The sequence below is a fragment of the Chryseobacterium turcicum genome (assembly GCF_021010565.1).
GTDB classification, from domain to species: Bacteria; Bacteroidota; Bacteroidia; order Flavobacteriales; family Weeksellaceae; genus Chryseobacterium; species Chryseobacterium turcicum.
Map to the genome: position 1 here is coordinate 1894858 of NZ_JAJNAY010000001.1, position 14124 is coordinate 1908981.

Annotated in this window: 12 protein-coding genes and 5 tRNA genes; 11 read left to right on the plus strand and 6 right to left on the minus strand. The window is 32.4% G+C overall.

All coding sequences use genetic code 11. The features are described from left to right. Window positions 1–13: 13 nt before the first annotated feature. The gene (locus LO744_RS08560) at window positions 14–625 is read right to left on the minus strand and encodes an L-threonylcarbamoyladenylate synthase (protein WP_230668671.1); all 612 of its coding nucleotides are present in this window, start codon (window positions 623–625) and stop codon (window positions 14–16) included. Window positions 626–725: 100 nt separating this feature from the next. Here LO744_RS08560 and LO744_RS08565 point away from each other — a divergent pair. The 5 genes from LO744_RS08565 to LO744_RS08585 all read left to right on the plus strand — a co-directional run bounded on the left by LO744_RS08565 (window position 726) and on the right by LO744_RS08585 (window position 1249). Further along, window positions 726–798 (plus strand) — tRNA-Met (locus tag LO744_RS08565). Between the two features lie 39 nt (window positions 799–837). Then, window positions 838–910: transfer RNA gene (locus tag LO744_RS08570), tRNA-Met, on the plus strand. Between the two features lie 39 nt (window positions 911–949). After that, window positions 950–1022: transfer RNA gene (locus tag LO744_RS08575), tRNA-Met, on the plus strand. Window positions 1023–1061: 39 nt separating this feature from the next. Further along, window positions 1062–1134 (plus strand) — tRNA-Met (locus tag LO744_RS08580). Window positions 1135–1173: 39 nt separating this feature from the next. Further along, a tRNA-Met gene (locus LO744_RS08585) sits at window positions 1174–1249 on the plus strand. 105 nt (window positions 1250–1354) lie between these two features. Here LO744_RS08585 and LO744_RS08590 read toward each other — a convergent pair. After that, the gene (locus LO744_RS08590) at window positions 1355–1924 is read right to left on the minus strand and encodes a hypothetical protein (RefSeq protein ID WP_230668672.1); all 570 of its coding nucleotides are present in this window, start codon (window positions 1922–1924) and stop codon (window positions 1355–1357) included. A gap of 571 nt (window positions 1925–2495) precedes the next feature. On the opposite strand from LO744_RS08590, the gene LO744_RS08595 reads away from it, so the two are divergent. From LO744_RS08595 to LO744_RS08620, 6 genes are all read left to right on the plus strand, one after another. Next, complete coding sequence (locus tag LO744_RS08595; RefSeq protein WP_230668673.1) at window positions 2496–2897, plus strand: hypothetical protein; 402 nt, start codon at window positions 2496–2498, stop codon at window positions 2895–2897. 132 nt (window positions 2898–3029) lie between these two features. Further along, entirely contained in the window at window positions 3030–3515 is a 486-nt protein-coding gene (locus LO744_RS08600; protein WP_230668674.1) for a hypothetical protein, read from the plus strand. A 335-nt stretch (window positions 3516–3850) separates the two neighbouring features. Further along, window positions 3851–4216 (plus strand): BlaI/MecI/CopY family transcriptional regulator, encoded by a 366-nt coding sequence (locus LO744_RS08605; RefSeq protein WP_034675657.1) that lies wholly within the window; start codon window positions 3851–3853, stop codon window positions 4214–4216. A 1-nt stretch (window position 4217) separates the two neighbouring features. Next, window positions 4218–6167 (plus strand): M56 family metallopeptidase, encoded by a 1950-nt coding sequence (locus LO744_RS08610; protein WP_230668675.1) that lies wholly within the window; start codon window positions 4218–4220, stop codon window positions 6165–6167. A 30-nt stretch (window positions 6168–6197) separates the two neighbouring features. Next, window positions 6198–7022: a GLPGLI family protein gene (locus LO744_RS08615; RefSeq protein WP_230668676.1), complete on the plus strand. Its 825-nt coding sequence runs from the start codon at window positions 6198–6200 to the stop codon at window positions 7020–7022. A 403-nt stretch (window positions 7023–7425) separates the two neighbouring features. Then, on the plus strand, window positions 7426–8322 hold the full coding sequence (locus LO744_RS08620; protein ID WP_230668677.1) for a GLPGLI family protein: 897 nt from the start codon (window positions 7426–7428) through the stop codon (window positions 8320–8322). Between the two features lie 69 nt (window positions 8323–8391). Here the strand turns inward: LO744_RS08620 and LO744_RS08625 are convergent, their stop codons facing one another. From LO744_RS08625 to LO744_RS08640, 4 genes are all read right to left on the minus strand, one after another. After that, window positions 8392–10248 (minus strand): M61 family metallopeptidase, encoded by a 1857-nt coding sequence (locus LO744_RS08625; protein WP_230668678.1) that lies wholly within the window; start codon window positions 10246–10248, stop codon window positions 8392–8394. A gap of 128 nt (window positions 10249–10376) precedes the next feature. After that, complete coding sequence (locus LO744_RS08630; RefSeq protein WP_230668679.1) at window positions 10377–12005, minus strand: M1 family metallopeptidase; 1629 nt, start codon at window positions 12003–12005, stop codon at window positions 10377–10379. 138 nt (window positions 12006–12143) lie between these two features. Continuing rightward, the gene (tatC, locus tag LO744_RS08635; RefSeq protein ID WP_230668680.1) at window positions 12144–12977 is read right to left on the minus strand and encodes a twin-arginine translocase subunit TatC; all 834 of its coding nucleotides are present in this window, start codon (window positions 12975–12977) and stop codon (window positions 12144–12146) included. A 150-nt stretch (window positions 12978–13127) separates the two neighbouring features. Continuing rightward, the gene (locus tag LO744_RS08640) at window positions 13128–14087 is read right to left on the minus strand and encodes a KpsF/GutQ family sugar-phosphate isomerase (protein ID WP_230668681.1); all 960 of its coding nucleotides are present in this window, start codon (window positions 14085–14087) and stop codon (window positions 13128–13130) included. Window positions 14088–14124 lie beyond the last annotated feature (37 nt).

A 14124-nucleotide genomic window follows, 5' to 3' on the forward strand; every position in this document is an offset into this window, starting at 1 on the left:
TTTAATAACTGTTCTAAATTTCTCCTTTCCCCTGACGGATAATTTCCGGCTCTCCAGAGGTAAGGTCTACAATGGTTGAGGCAATATTGTCACCGTATCCCGAATCGATTACAATATCAACCAAGTGGTCGTATTTTTCAGCAATCAGTTCCGGGTCTGTAGAGTACTCAAGAATTTCGTCATCATCTCTAATGGAAGTCGAAGCAATAGGATGTCCCAGTTTTTCAACAATCAACTGTGGAATTGAATGGTCAGGCACACGAATACCAATCGTTTTATGGCCCTTATATGCTAAAGGTAAACTTTTATTGGCTTCCAAGATAAATGTGTACGGACCTGGAAGATGACTCTTAAGAAATCTGAAAACGGATGTGTCAATAGGTCTTGTAAAGTCTGATAAATGGCTTAAATCATTACAAATAATCGAGAATTTTGACTTCTCCAGCTTCTGTTTTTTTATTTGAGCCAACTTTTCCATGGCTTTAATATCAAAAATATTACAGCCCAAAGCATAGATGGTATCAGACGGATAAATAATCAATCCGCCATTATTAAGGGTTTTAATAACCTCATTAATAAGGTTTTCCTGTGGGTTGTCCGGGTAAATTTTTAAAATTTTTGCCATAAACAAATGTACGAATATTTAAATAATTTTAATGAAATTGCTTTATTTAAAAGGATTGCTTGTAGTTTTGAAATATATTCGTATATTTGCAATCCAATATCGCGGGGTAGAGCAGTAGGTAGCTCGTCGGGCTCATAACCCGGAGGTCGCACGTTCGAGTCGTGTCCCCGCTACTAAGCACAGTGTTTTCGATAAACACTATAAAGATATATCGCGGGATGGAGCAGTAGGTAGCTCGTTGGGCTCATAACCCAAAGGTCATCGGTTCGAGTCCGGTTCCCGCTACTAAGTACAACGTTTTCGGTAAACGTTTTAAAAATATACCGCGGGGTAGAGCAGTAGGTAGCTCGTCGGGCTCATAACCCGGAGGTCGCACGTTCGAGTCGTGTCCCCGCTACTAAGCACAGTGTTTTCGATAAACACTATAAAGATATATCGCGGGATGGAGCAGTAGGTAGCTCGTTGGGCTCATAACCCAAAGGTCATCGGTTCGAGTCCGGTTCCCGCTACTAAGTACAACGTTTTCGGTAAACGTTTTAAAAATATACCGCGGGGTAGAGCAGTAGGTAGCTCGTCGGGCTCATAACCCGGAGGTCGCACGTTCGAGTCGTGTCCCCGCTACCAACAGGAGAATCAGAAATGGTTCTCCTTTTTTATTTTCAAGAATTAAATTAGATAAAAAAAATCCCGCTTCGAAAAGAAACGGGATATTTTTATTTTGTTTAAAGATTAGTTTACCAAAGTATCAAATGGAGCTAATTTAAAATCTTCAGATTTTACCTGCTCAAAGTAAGATGCTTTTGCAGTACCTCTTAATTTACCAGCTGCTTTTGAAGCTGCTGTGAAATCGGTATCGATTTTAGTTGCAATTTCTGTAGGTTTAAAATCTTTTTTTACAGAATCATCTTCTACGCCTAAATATCCGTTTTTCTTTGTGATATAATTGATGAAGTTATCATAATTCCCTAAAGTGTTTCTGAAATATAAAGTATGATAGTTCATGCATTTTGATGCTTTCTTAGATTTGTTGACAATACAACTTGCCATATTTCCTCTGTAAAGGTCAAATTCTAATGCAACAGCATCATATTCTTTTTTAAGAGCGGTTGTACCATTAGTAAGAATGGAATTATCATTTTGTGATTCGCTAATCTTTTTCAAATGTTCCAAAACTAAAGGAACGGTTCTTTCAATTTTTGATTTTGCTTCTGCAACAGATCCGAAAACTGAAGATGTTTGCGCTGATGTTACATTAAATATCAACAACATTAAAACAGAAAATAGAGTATATCTTTTCATTAGAAATTTTTAAAGCACTAAAATAAATATATTTTCTCATTCTTTGCATATTCATATTCATTTTATTTAATAAAATTTAACAAATCTACAATGTAAATTGTGCATTTTTGATTAAATGATGATTTAAAGCCTTTTTAGAACTGATTTTTGCAATTAAATAAACTGATTTTAATAAATTTATATTCAGATTATTTTTATTAAAATGATTGTTGTCTGATAAAACAAGAAGCCATTTATTTGACTTCTTGTTTTATCGAGCAACGATGTATATTTATATTCATTGTTGTCCGGTAAAAAATTAGAAATACAATTAACAGCTCGCTCCTCAGGAGCTTTAATGATAAAAGAACCACTATTTTCTATTAATAGTTTGCTCCTCATGGAGCTGTATTAATCCCATCGGGATTTTCTGTTAATAGAAAAAATGAAATAATCCAAAACAAAGCTCCAGAGGAGCGACCTATCGATTTACACTATTAACATTGAGTTTGTCAATTTGTTTATTGTTTTAATCGGACAGAAATGATTTATATTGTATAAATTTATCTGTGAGTAATAATCTTAAAATATAATGGAAACAAAATTTACATATCTAGTTACTAAAGATAAGGTAGAAATGATAAATGATTTAGATTTTGCAATTCATTTAGATTATTTAGTGATTGAAGAGTTTAAAGATATGACGGGTTTTAAAATGGAAGAGGCAACAGAATCTCTTAAGAAATTTAATACTTTGGATGAGATTTTTGAAAGCAAACTAACTCAAAGTTTACATACACAAAAGATAATTTCGATTATACAAAAATTGAAAGTTGAAAACTTTTTTTTACATCACTGTACGGATAATGAAAATTTTGGTCTCCCATTATGGTCATCTCTATTAATTGTAAAAAATAAAGAAGTTTACAAATCCTCAGATTTATATGATGTACAAGAGATTTTAGATTATAATTACTTTGAAGATATCTTATAAAGCTAACATATTATCGTTTATATTTAATCACAAATAATTGATTTATGATTTGTGTGTTAATTAGTCATACGGCATATATTTAAAGTTAATATAATGCTTAAATTTGGGAATCTGCTACAATTCAACAAAATAATGGCGCATAGAATTACATTAATAATAACTAAAGAAAGTATCAATACAGCTATTGATATTCCTCATTTTTATGAGAATAATTATTTAGTCATTCCAACTGATGACGACGGTTGGGAAGCTCAAATGATTGAAGATATATGTAAAACTGAGAATTCTTTTGATGAAATTTTTAATGTCTTTTTTAAAGAATTTTATAAAGAAGATATAGGAAACGGCAATTTTGAAGATATTTGTAACGAACTTACTACTTTTGAAAATTTGTATATTCTGGAAATAATTGAAAAATTGAAAATCTCAGATTTTATAATTATTCATTATTCAGAAGTGGGATTTGATATTTATCAAAATTATATTGGATTCAAAAATAAAGAATATATTGGCTATAGTAAATTTTGTACAAAATTTTGTGAAACTAGACTTACAACCGAAAATTACTGGAGATTTGAATCATGCAGAAAAAGATATTCGGAAAATCTTAACAAGTAATAAAATCATAGACAAGCCGTCTTATTTGATAATTTGTGGTAAGATTATACAATATGAATATTATTTAGGCTGTATCTTTTTTTAACAATTTTTAAGAATTTATATCAAATTTTAGGTTTTCTCTGATGATTAATAAGCACATATTTTCTATTAATTAAAAATTTAACATATTTTAATATTTTTTATTCTATTGATTTTCAATCAATTATATGTTTTTGTGTTTTATCACTAAAAAAATAGTTGTTCAGATTAAAAATATTTCTACATTTGTATAACTAATTTATTAGTGATATAGATTTTTTAGTAACTTTATCACAATAATTAAAATTCAGATTATGATCATTCAGACCTTAACAAAAGCAGAAGAACAGGTAATGCAGTTTTTATGGAAACTTGAAAAAGGTTTTCTAAAAGATGTTTTGGATCTCTATCCCGAGCCCAAACCGCATACCAATACGGTTTCTACAATTCTGAAAGTGTTGAAAGATAAAGAGTTTGTAGATTATAATGTATACGGAAGACAACACGAATATTTCCCTTTGGTTACAAAAGAGCAGTATTCTGGAAAAACAATGAAAAGCCTGGTGAAAAACTATTTTAAAGGCTCTTATAAAAGTGCCGTTTCTTTTTTAGTTGAAAAAAACGAAATGACCGTTGAAGATCTTGAAATGCTACTAAACGAACTCAAAAACAAAGACTAATATGGAAGTGCTCTTGTTTTACTTTGGGAAGGTGATTATCTGTTCAGGTGTAATGTTTTTGTATTATCAATTGTCTTTAAAAGACAAGACCTTTCATCATTACAACAGATTTTATCTTTTGTCGGCTATGTTGGTTTCGATCTTGTTGCCTTTAATTAAGGTAGAAGATTTTACGATAGAGGTTAATGAGAATTTGTTTTTGTTAATCAATAAGTTACAGAATTTTAATGCAAATAAAACTATCGACCATGACTACATTTATTTTAGAATTATTTTCTCAGCTTTGGGATTGGTTTCTCTCTATTTTTTAGGGAAATTCATGTATGGGATTTTCAGAATCCAACAACTCAAAAGTCAGTTTAAAAAAGAAAGCTTTGAAGGGGTAAATTTTTACCAGACCAATCTCTCTGAAGCTCCGTTTTCTTATTTCAAGAATCTTTTCTGGAAAAATTCTATTGTTATCAATTCTGAAGTAGGAAAACAGATTTTGAAGCATGAAATGGTACATATCGAGCAGAAACACTCTATTGATAAGATATTTATAGAGATTCTCACTTCTATTTTTTGGTTCAATCCATTCTTTCATATTATTAAAAAAGAAATCAATTTAATACACGAATATTTGGCTGATAAAAAAGCCGTCAAACAATCGGATACAAAAGCATTTGCGCAGATGCTTTTAGCAAGCCACTTTTCCGGAAAACAGTTGCCTGCGACCAGTCCGTTTCTAAGTTCAAACCTTAAAAAAAGACTCAAAATGTTACAAAAACCTCAAACTAAATTTGGGTATGCGCGAAGAATTTTTGCCTTACCGGTTTTATTTACTGTTGCCTTTGCTTATATGGTGAATGCAAAAAACAAAGAAATAAAAGAAGTAAACAACGAAATTGAAAAGGCTGTTGCCGAGATTAAAGTTGATACTTTATCTCCGAAAAATGAAACGAATCAAATTGTAAAGTTACAGCAAGAAAAAATTTCTAAAGCCAATGACAAATTAAAAATTCAATCTGAAAAACTTAAAACACTAAGCGATAAGTCAAAAGAAAAAACGACTGAACTTCAAAAAATAGCAAAAGAAAAAGGTGAAAAGAGCTATGAATTTGAACTAAAAGCAAAAGAGCTTAAGCAACTTTCTGGGGAAATGGATAAGGTTGTCAACACTGAGAGAGTTTTTAATGATCTGGAGTTTTCAACGGTTTCTTCCAATGGGAAAAATTACACTTTTAGATTGAATGAAAATAGAGGAAAAGCTGTTGACGCAAGTAATGATGAAGGATATAAATTATTAGAAAAGCAAAGTGATTTAAATTTGGAGCAGATTTTTAATTCTGAAGAGTTTAAAAGTAAATCTGGCCTAACGGAGGAAAAAATTAAATCATTGAAAAAAGCTACAGGCAACCTTATGAATCAATATAAGAAGGTTGATAAAGTTTTTATGAGTGGTAAACAAGTGTATGGAAAACCATACCCAGATTACAAAGTGACATCTTCTTTTAAAGAAGTTATAAATCTTTCAAAAAAAGACCAAAGAAAACTGGAAAAATTAGCCAAAGAAAAGGCTGAACTTTCTGCAAAACAGGCAGAAGTTGCAAGACAACAGGCAGAAATTGTAAGAGAGCAGTCAAAAAATATGGTAGGAAAGCCGTGGGTTGTTGCAGTTGATGCTCATGCACCAAAAGTAAGTTACTCAGCAAGTTCTTCTTATACAGATTTTTCAAAGCCTTCTAATAGTAAAATTATTTCTACAGGGGGAAACTACCAAACAAACGTAAAAGATATGATTAAGGCCAATTCTGCTGGAGATATAAAATATTTCATTGATGGAAATGCAAGTTCGAATGAAGAGTTGCAAAGTCTTGATCCAAAGAATATAGAATCGATTAATATCAATAAAACGAAAGTTTCCGGCAAAGATGCAGGGGAAATTCATATCAAAACAAAACAAAAATAATTTTAAATATTCACAAAATAAGTTTTTAGGATGAAAAAACTAATAACCGTTTTCAGTTTATTGCTCATTGGAGTTTTTGCCAATGCTCAAAATAAACGTTTTACTTACGAATACCGTTTTATACCCGATTCTACCAATGCAGGCGATGTAAAAACGGAGATGATGAATCTTGATGTTGCCGATTCGGGATCTAAATTTTACAGCTACACCGCTTATCATTCAGATTCTATTATGAGAGTTGATTTGGAAAAACAATTGGCTTCAACGGGGATGATGAATGTTAAGACTGATGCCCGAAAAGGCTCGGTAAGATATTCAATATCTAAAAAATATCCGAAATATGAAGTTTTCCTCCACAATAGAATTTTGAGAGATCAGTACAAAGTTGCCGACGACCGAAAAATAGATTGGAAAATAAGCTCTGAAAAGCAAAAAATAGGAGAGTGGAATACTCAGAAAGCTGAAGCTGAATTTGGCGGAAGAAAATGGATTGCTTGGTTTGCTGCTGATATTCCAATTCAGGATGGGCCATACAAATTTCATGGGCTTCCCGGTTTAATTGTAAAGCTGGAAGATCAGACAAAATCTCATGTTTTTAATTTGCAGGCTGTGAAGAATATTTCAGAAATCCCAAAAGATGTTTTTGGAGAAAAAGAAATTGTAGTCAATCAAAAACAATATGATAAATTGCTTAAAGATTATGAGAATGATCCTACAAAAGGACTCAAACAAATGCAGATGGGCGGTGTTACGATGATTATGAAAGAAGGTACAGGTAATCAAATGAAAGACCAAGAAGAACGTTTGAAAGCAAGGATAAAAAAAGATAACAACAGAATAGAACTTAATAAATAGTTGATTGTTGTTTGTTTTATAATTCAGTGATTTAGGCTTTAGGTGATGTGAGGTCGATTATAATTTATTGATTTTCAGCTATGGGTTATACATTTTTTTAACGCAAAGTTTTTATCTATAATAATCTTGATTTTAAGGAGCAAAGAATAGCGAACAAGTCGCCTAAGCTTTGAAAACAAAAGTTTTTAGCTTCATAAAATCAATTTTATTGATTCATTCTTGGCTTCTTAATTTTTGTGATATACGATTTAAATCTTTGCGTTAAAAAATCAGATTTTCATTTTCTAACAAAGTATTGTAAAGAAAAAACAATCACTTTTGAGGTTAAAAAGCACTGGAATTTAAATCATCAACAAACAGCTTCTTACATGATACATATTTAAGAAAAATAAAATAAAATAGCATGAAAAAAATCTCTTTGGTTCTTTTATTAACAGCAGGATTCTTTAGTTTCGCTCAAAACCGTTTTTTTTACGATTATAAATTTATTCCCGATTCGACAGATAAAGTAAACATGCTTACCGAAATCATGCTTTTGGATATCGATAAAAACGGATCAAAATATTACGGTCAGGAAAAGTTTATAGCTGATTCTACTTCTCAGGCAGATGTAGAAAGGCAACTTAAATTAAATCCTAATAACATCAGTATCAGCAGAAGAGATAAGCCGGGAATGATTACTTACAAGGTGACCAAACAATATCCTGATTTTAAAACTTACCTTTTCACAAAGATTTCTAGCGATAGCTATAAAATTGAAGAAGATAAAAAACCGGAATGGAAAATTCTTCCAGATAAGCAGAAAATTGGTGAGTATAATGCCCAAAAAGCAACTACAAAATATGGTGGCAGAGAATGGACGGCGTGGTTTTCTACAGATTTACCTTTTCAAGACGGACCATACAAATTCTACGGACTTCCCGGTTTGATTGTAAAAATTGAAGATAAAACAGGTTCGCATTCCATGACTTTAGTCGGAAACAAAGCGATGAAGACTAATACTGAGAAAGAGATGGATATTCCTCAGGGAATTCAACTTTACGGAATGGGAGGAAAAGATATTGAAATTAATAAATCTCAATTTAAAAAAGTCTGGAAAGCCTACAAAAGCGATCCTACTAAAAATATGCGTGAGATGATGGCTAAGAATTCAGAGACCAATAAGGTTATTTTTAAAACAAAAACAGCCGATGGAAGAGAGATTTCAGATCCTAATCAGGTGTTCAGAGAAATGGAGAAAAAAGCAAAGGAAGGTTTTAAAAAGAATAACAATCCTATCGAACCGGAATTGTATCAATAATATTAAAGAGGTTAAACAAAAATGCGAGGAAATTTTTCCCCGCATTTTTTATATTAAAAATAGACCAATTTACTTTTTACCAGTTAACCATTGATCCTGAAGTTTTTGTTCTGCAGAAGTAGGATTGGCTTTAAATTGTAATGTCTCTAAAGTTATTTTATCTAAAATAGCTTTTCCTTTCAAATCAATTTTGTCCATTTTATCACCGTTTTTACGAAGAATAGTTACGGTAACATCCTGTCCGTCTTTGATTGACTGTGCATACCCAATAAATTCTTGCGCATTTTGAATGTTAATTGTTTTTCCGTCTAAGGCAACAACTTCATCAGTAATTTTAAAACCAATATTTTTTGAGAAAGCAGAAAGTGCTGAGTTTTCATCAAACACAAATGCATTGTTTTTTTCGTTGTAACCTGTTTGTTCAGGGTTTTTAATAAACCAGAAAATTGGCGGAGTCTCCTGTTTTTTTATTTCTACACCTACTTGAGCTAAATATTCTGCATACGGAGTAGGCTGGCTTCCGGCAATATATTTATTATAAAAATCTTTTACTTGCGGATATCCGGTAATGGTTACCAATTCATCAATCAGTTTATCATCTTTGAAAGGTTTGTTCTCTCCAAATCTTTGAGATAATTTTCTGATCATATCACGATATCCCATTTCTCCGTTTGATAATTTTCTCAACTCAATATCAAGACACATTGTCAAAAGTGTTCCCTTTTCGTAAACATTTCGGTACTGATCCTTGTATTGATCTTGAAGAATATTTTTGCTCATCACCGTAAACGGCATGGTGTCGTTGTAGTTTTTAGAATTTTTGATTTTATCGCCAATTCTCTGTAAAAACTGCTCTTTCGTAATTAAACCTTCCTGAATTTGGAATAAATTGGCAAAATATTCGGTTCCGCCTTCGTACATCCAAAGATGTTGAGACATTTTCGGATCTGCATAATCAAAGTAATGAATTTCTTCAGAATGTGTTTTCAAAGGATTTACCGTATGGAAAAATTCATGAGAAACTACGTCTACAATTGATTCGTCGATTGCTTCTTTCGGCATCATTTCGTGAAGAACAACACTGGTAGATTCGTGATGTTCCAAAGCTCCGAAACCTTTTATTTGCGGACCTTCGGTTCCTGCAAGATAAAGCATGATTGCATATTTTTTGTTGGTATTCATATCACCCAAAAATTTCTTTTGAGCAACAACCATTTTCTCTAAATTTTCTTTAAAATCGACTGCTTTATATTTTCCGGTCGGAGAGTAAACTCCCAAAACAAGATCCATTCCTCCTGCATTGAATGTAATGTAATCAGGTTTTGAATACATTAAAGGTGAATCGGTCAGTTTAGCATAGTTTGCTAGTGTAAACGTATCGGTTGCTTCAGATTTATCCTGATCTACCAAAGCGGTCGTTCCGTAAAAATCATTAGGTTTCTGAATCACCAATTGATACGGAACATCCTGCATATTGTCGATATAACCTACAAAACCATGCGTATTGATTAAATACACTTTTCCCTGCTCGATATCTGTTCCTGAAGGTGAAAAAACAGCTTTATGTTTATCGGTTTCGTTTTCTTCGTCGAAACTGTCATTCACCAAATAGGTAATTTTAGTTAAAGCCTTTGCGTTTTTTAGTGAATATGTATTGTCATTCACTTTGGTAAAAGCGATTTCTTTACCTTTGTTATCTAAAAACTTTATGCCTTCAATAAATCTTCCGTAGTCATCTATAGAATATGTTCCAGGAACCGTTTTTGGAAAGTGAAATTTTACGTCATTCGATTTCATTTTCGGAAACTCCATCGTTACAGCTATTTTATCATCTTTTACATTCACCAGGTCGATGTTTGTTTTTATAGATTGCGCTTGAACGAAAGCCACTGCAAGAATCCCTAAACTAATTGCAAATTTTTTCATTAGGTTTTATTTTATAGATAAATAGTTGATTTTAAATTGGAATTGTTACAAATCAACTTATAATTTTTTGCTAAACTTTAGTTAAAAAAAGCAAAACCACACTTATGATTTTGCCTTTTAAAATTTCATTAAATTTTTTTATATCTGATATAATAATTTTTGCTAAACTCCACAGGATTTGAATTTTTCAGCTTTAAAGTCTGCCAAGATTCGCTCGGTGAAATGGTGTATTCTCCAAATCTTATCGGAAGATTAAGGTTTTTTACACCATGTACGAAACGGTATTTCAATTCTGTGCCTTTTTGGGTATATTCTAAAACAGGGACGTCGGTGGTACGTAAATATTGATTAAAAATCGTTGTAAAGTCAAAACCTGCTTTCTCTGAAATATATTTTTCAACTTGTTCAGTTGTAACGGTCTGATGATAAAAATCTTTGTTTAAACCTCTTAAAATCTGCCTGAACTTCGCATCGTCATTAATAATCTGCCTCATGGTATGAATCATACTTGCACCTTTCGCATACATATCGCCACTGCCTTCATTTCGTACGCCATATTTACCGATAATAGGAACGTCGTTTTCAATATTATTCTGAATTCCTTGTGCGTAGATATCCGCTGATTTTTTATCCATGAAGTTTTCGGTAAAAAGAACTTCAGAATAATTGGTAAAAGCTTCATGAATCCACATGTCGGCTTGGTCTTTTGCGGTGATATTATTAGCAAACCATTCGTGACCACTTTCGTGAATAATGATAAAGTCCCAGTTTAAACCCACTCCGGAGCCAGAAAGATCTCTGCCTAAATAACCGTTTTGATATCCATTTCCATAGGCAATATTACTTTGGTGTTCCATTCCCAAATGTGGTGATTCTACCAATTTGTAAGAATCTTCATAGAAAGGATAAGGGCCAAACCAGTATTCAAAAGCTTTCAACATTGGTTTTACCTGTTGAAACTGTTTTTTTGCTTTCTCTAAATTATAGTCAATGACCCAATAGTCAAGATCTAATTTTCCTTTTTCTCCTGTGTAAGAATCTTTAAAATTCACATATTTTCCAATACTAGGAATAATAGAATAAGCATTGATTGGGTTTTTAACTTCCCAAGTGAATGTATTTTTATTGTTTTCTGTTTTTTTATTAATTAATTTTCCGTTTCCAACTCCCACTAAATCTTTTGGGGTTGTAATTTTCATAATGATTCCATTTTCGGGCTCATCACTCCAAATATCTTTTGTAGGAAGCCATACCGAAGCGCCAATTCCTTCATCAGCAACACTCATCCAAGGATTTCCTTTTTCGTCTGTTGTGAAAATCCAACCTCCGTCCCAAGGTGCTTTTTTGGCAATAACAGGTTTTCCTGAATAGGAGACATCAATCGTATATTTTTCTCCTTTTTTGAAAAATTTATTCGCTGAAATAAAAATGAAATCTCCGTCTCTTTTAAAATTTCCGATAATAGGGAAGCTGCATTCTACTTTTTCAGCTTTCATCGGTTGTTGTAAATCAATTTGAAAAACAGGATTTTTCACATCTTTTATAATCTCAAAACTAATTTTGTTATTACCGGAAATGCTTTTTTGTTCGAAATTAGGTTCTACCGATAAATCGTATTTTTTTACATCCCAGAAATTTCTGAATTGGGTATTAGAACCTTTTAAGGTGTCTTGTTTTGTAAAGGTTTTACCCTTTTCAAAAAACTGACCGAAAGCTAAGCTGGAAGCTAATAATAGCGAATATGAAATTTTTTTCATTTTAAATAAGATGGAATTTGAATAAAACCAAAATTAAAGAATATAATTAAGAATATTAGCGTTTTGATAAGTATTCTAAAAACAAGCGGCGCGAAAACCTTAGATTTTCGCGCCGCCATAATATATATATTAATTTTTTTAAGATTTTTGAACTGCCTGTGAGCTGCTGGCATCACGTTTTTGTACCTTTTTATAAGTATAACCGCACATCACAATACTGAATTCATAAAGTAATAAAAGCGGTAAAGCCGCCATAATCATACTCAAAACATCGGCAGGAGTAATAATTGCAGCAACAACCATGATTAAAACAATAGCATGTCTTCTGTAAGTTTTCATAAACTGAGGATTCAAAATCCCAATATTGGTCAGAAAATAAATTAAAACCGGAAACAAAAAGACTACACCCATTCCTATAACAACTTGTAAAAATAAAGTTGTATAATCACTAAGGTCATAAAGCGGAATAATAATGTCTGATATTTTAAAAATAACCCCAAAATTCACCGCAAAAGGTAAAATAAGGAAATATCCGCATAAAACTCCGGTCATAAATAAAATCCAAACCGAATTAATAATGAAAATAGAGTTTTTTCTCTCGTTAGGATGAAGAGCTGGACTTATAAATCGCCACAATTCCCAAACAATATAGGGAAAAGCTGCAACAATCCCTCCAAAAATAGAAACTGCCATCATCACATTAAATTGCTGATACAATCTCTGAACTCTCACCGGAAATTCATCAGGTAAAGTAATACTATCTTCCCCTAAAACCCATTGTGAAAACTCGTTCACCAGTTTAAAAGTTGGGAAATCATTTCGGGTAGGACCAAAAAAGATATGATCCATAATCCAGTTGATATTAAAACCGACAACAATTGCCGCTATAACGATGGCTAGAATAGAGCGGATTAAATGCCCTCTCAATTCCCCAATATGTCCAAAAAAAGACATGTCTTTATCTTCGCTCACAGATATTTTTTTTAAGTTCTAAATTTAGAAAAAAGTTTATTATGTATGATTCGTGTTCCGAGTTCCGAGATTCGAGATTTTGAATTGATAACTATTGAAACTAATCCTCGCATCCCGTACTTCGCATCTCGCATCCCCGTACCTCGCACCTCAATTAATCCCCTCATCCAGCAAGGTGTGAAGATCAATAATTCCGAAATATTGTCCGTTTTCTGTAACAATTAATTGTCCGATATTATTGTCTTTTAATATTTTCATGGCTTGTTTTGCCAAAACATCTTTTTCAATCGTTTTTGGGTTTGCAGACATAATATCTTTCGCTAAAACTTTAGAAATGTCATCTCCTTTCAACAGCATTCTTCGTAAATCTCCATCAGTAACGACACCGATGATTTTTTCGTTATTGGTTACCACGGTTATTCCGTGACTTGATGCACTGATAGAAATAATGACATCTCTTATAGATGCATCTTCAGAAACTTGTGGTTTTTGTGAAGAAAGAAATTGCTCAACTCTTGCCGTTAAGTTTTTACCTAAACTTCCTCCTGGATGAAATTTGGCGAAATCATTTTCTTTAAAGTCGTTCATCTCCATAAGACATACCGCCAAAGCGTCTCCTAAAGCCATTTGATTGGTTGTAGAGCTTGTTGGTGCCAATTTATTCGGGCATGCTTCCAAATCTACATGAGTATCTAAAATAACATCAGAAAATTCTGCAAGTTTACTTTTTCTGTTTCCGGTCATTCCTATTAATGCAGAAGAATAATCTTTTAAATAAGAAACAAGATTGGTAATTTCTGGTGAGTTTCCGGAATTGGAAATACATAAAACAACGTCCTGCTTTTGAATAACACCCAAATCACCATGAATCGCTTCAGAAGCATGCAAAAATTGAGAAGGTGTTCCTGTAGAATTCAAAGTGGCAACGATTTTATTACCTACATGAGCCGATTTTCCGATACCCACTACGATGAGCTTTCCGGTAGCAGAGTGAATCAGCTGTACCGCTTTTACAAATTCGTCATTAATTCTTTCTTTTAATTTTTCCAGCTCGGAAATTTCTATGCTTAAAGTGCTTTTTGCGATTGATATAATGTTGTCTTTTTCCATTTTTATAACGAAATTAGTAGTAGATTATCAATGGTTT

Bases quoted from the DNA above. Each gene is read 5' to 3' on its own strand.
- LO744_RS08620 (WP_230668677.1), top strand. From the start codon at position 7,426: ATGAAAAAAATCTCTTTGGTTCTTTTATTAACAGCAGGATTCTTTAGT.
- LO744_RS08560 (WP_230668671.1), bottom strand. From the start codon at position 625: ATGGCAAAAATTTTAAAAATTTACCCGGACAACCCACAGGAAAACCTT.
- LO744_RS08640 (WP_230668681.1), bottom strand. From the start codon at position 14,087: ATGGAAAAAGACAACATTATATCAATCGCAAAAAGCACTTTAAGCATA.
- LO744_RS08600 (WP_230668674.1), top strand. From the start codon at position 3,030: ATGGCGCATAGAATTACATTAATAATAACTAAAGAAAGTATCAATACA.
- LO744_RS08615 (WP_230668676.1), top strand. From the start codon at position 6,198: ATGAAAAAACTAATAACCGTTTTCAGTTTATTGCTCATTGGAGTTTTT.
- LO744_RS08590 (WP_230668672.1), bottom strand. From the start codon at position 1,924: ATGAAAAGATATACTCTATTTTCTGTTTTAATGTTGTTGATATTTAAT.
- LO744_RS08625 (WP_230668678.1), bottom strand. From the start codon at position 10,248: ATGAAAAAATTTGCAATTAGTTTAGGGATTCTTGCAGTGGCTTTCGTT.
- LO744_RS08630 (WP_230668679.1), bottom strand. From the start codon at position 12,005: ATGAAAAAAATTTCATATTCGCTATTATTAGCTTCCAGCTTAGCTTTC.
- LO744_RS08610 (WP_230668675.1), top strand. From the start codon at position 4,218: ATGGAAGTGCTCTTGTTTTACTTTGGGAAGGTGATTATCTGTTCAGGT.
- LO744_RS08595 (WP_230668673.1), top strand. From the start codon at position 2,496: ATGGAAACAAAATTTACATATCTAGTTACTAAAGATAAGGTAGAAATG.
- LO744_RS08605 (WP_034675657.1), top strand. From the start codon at position 3,851: ATGATCATTCAGACCTTAACAAAAGCAGAAGAACAGGTAATGCAGTTT.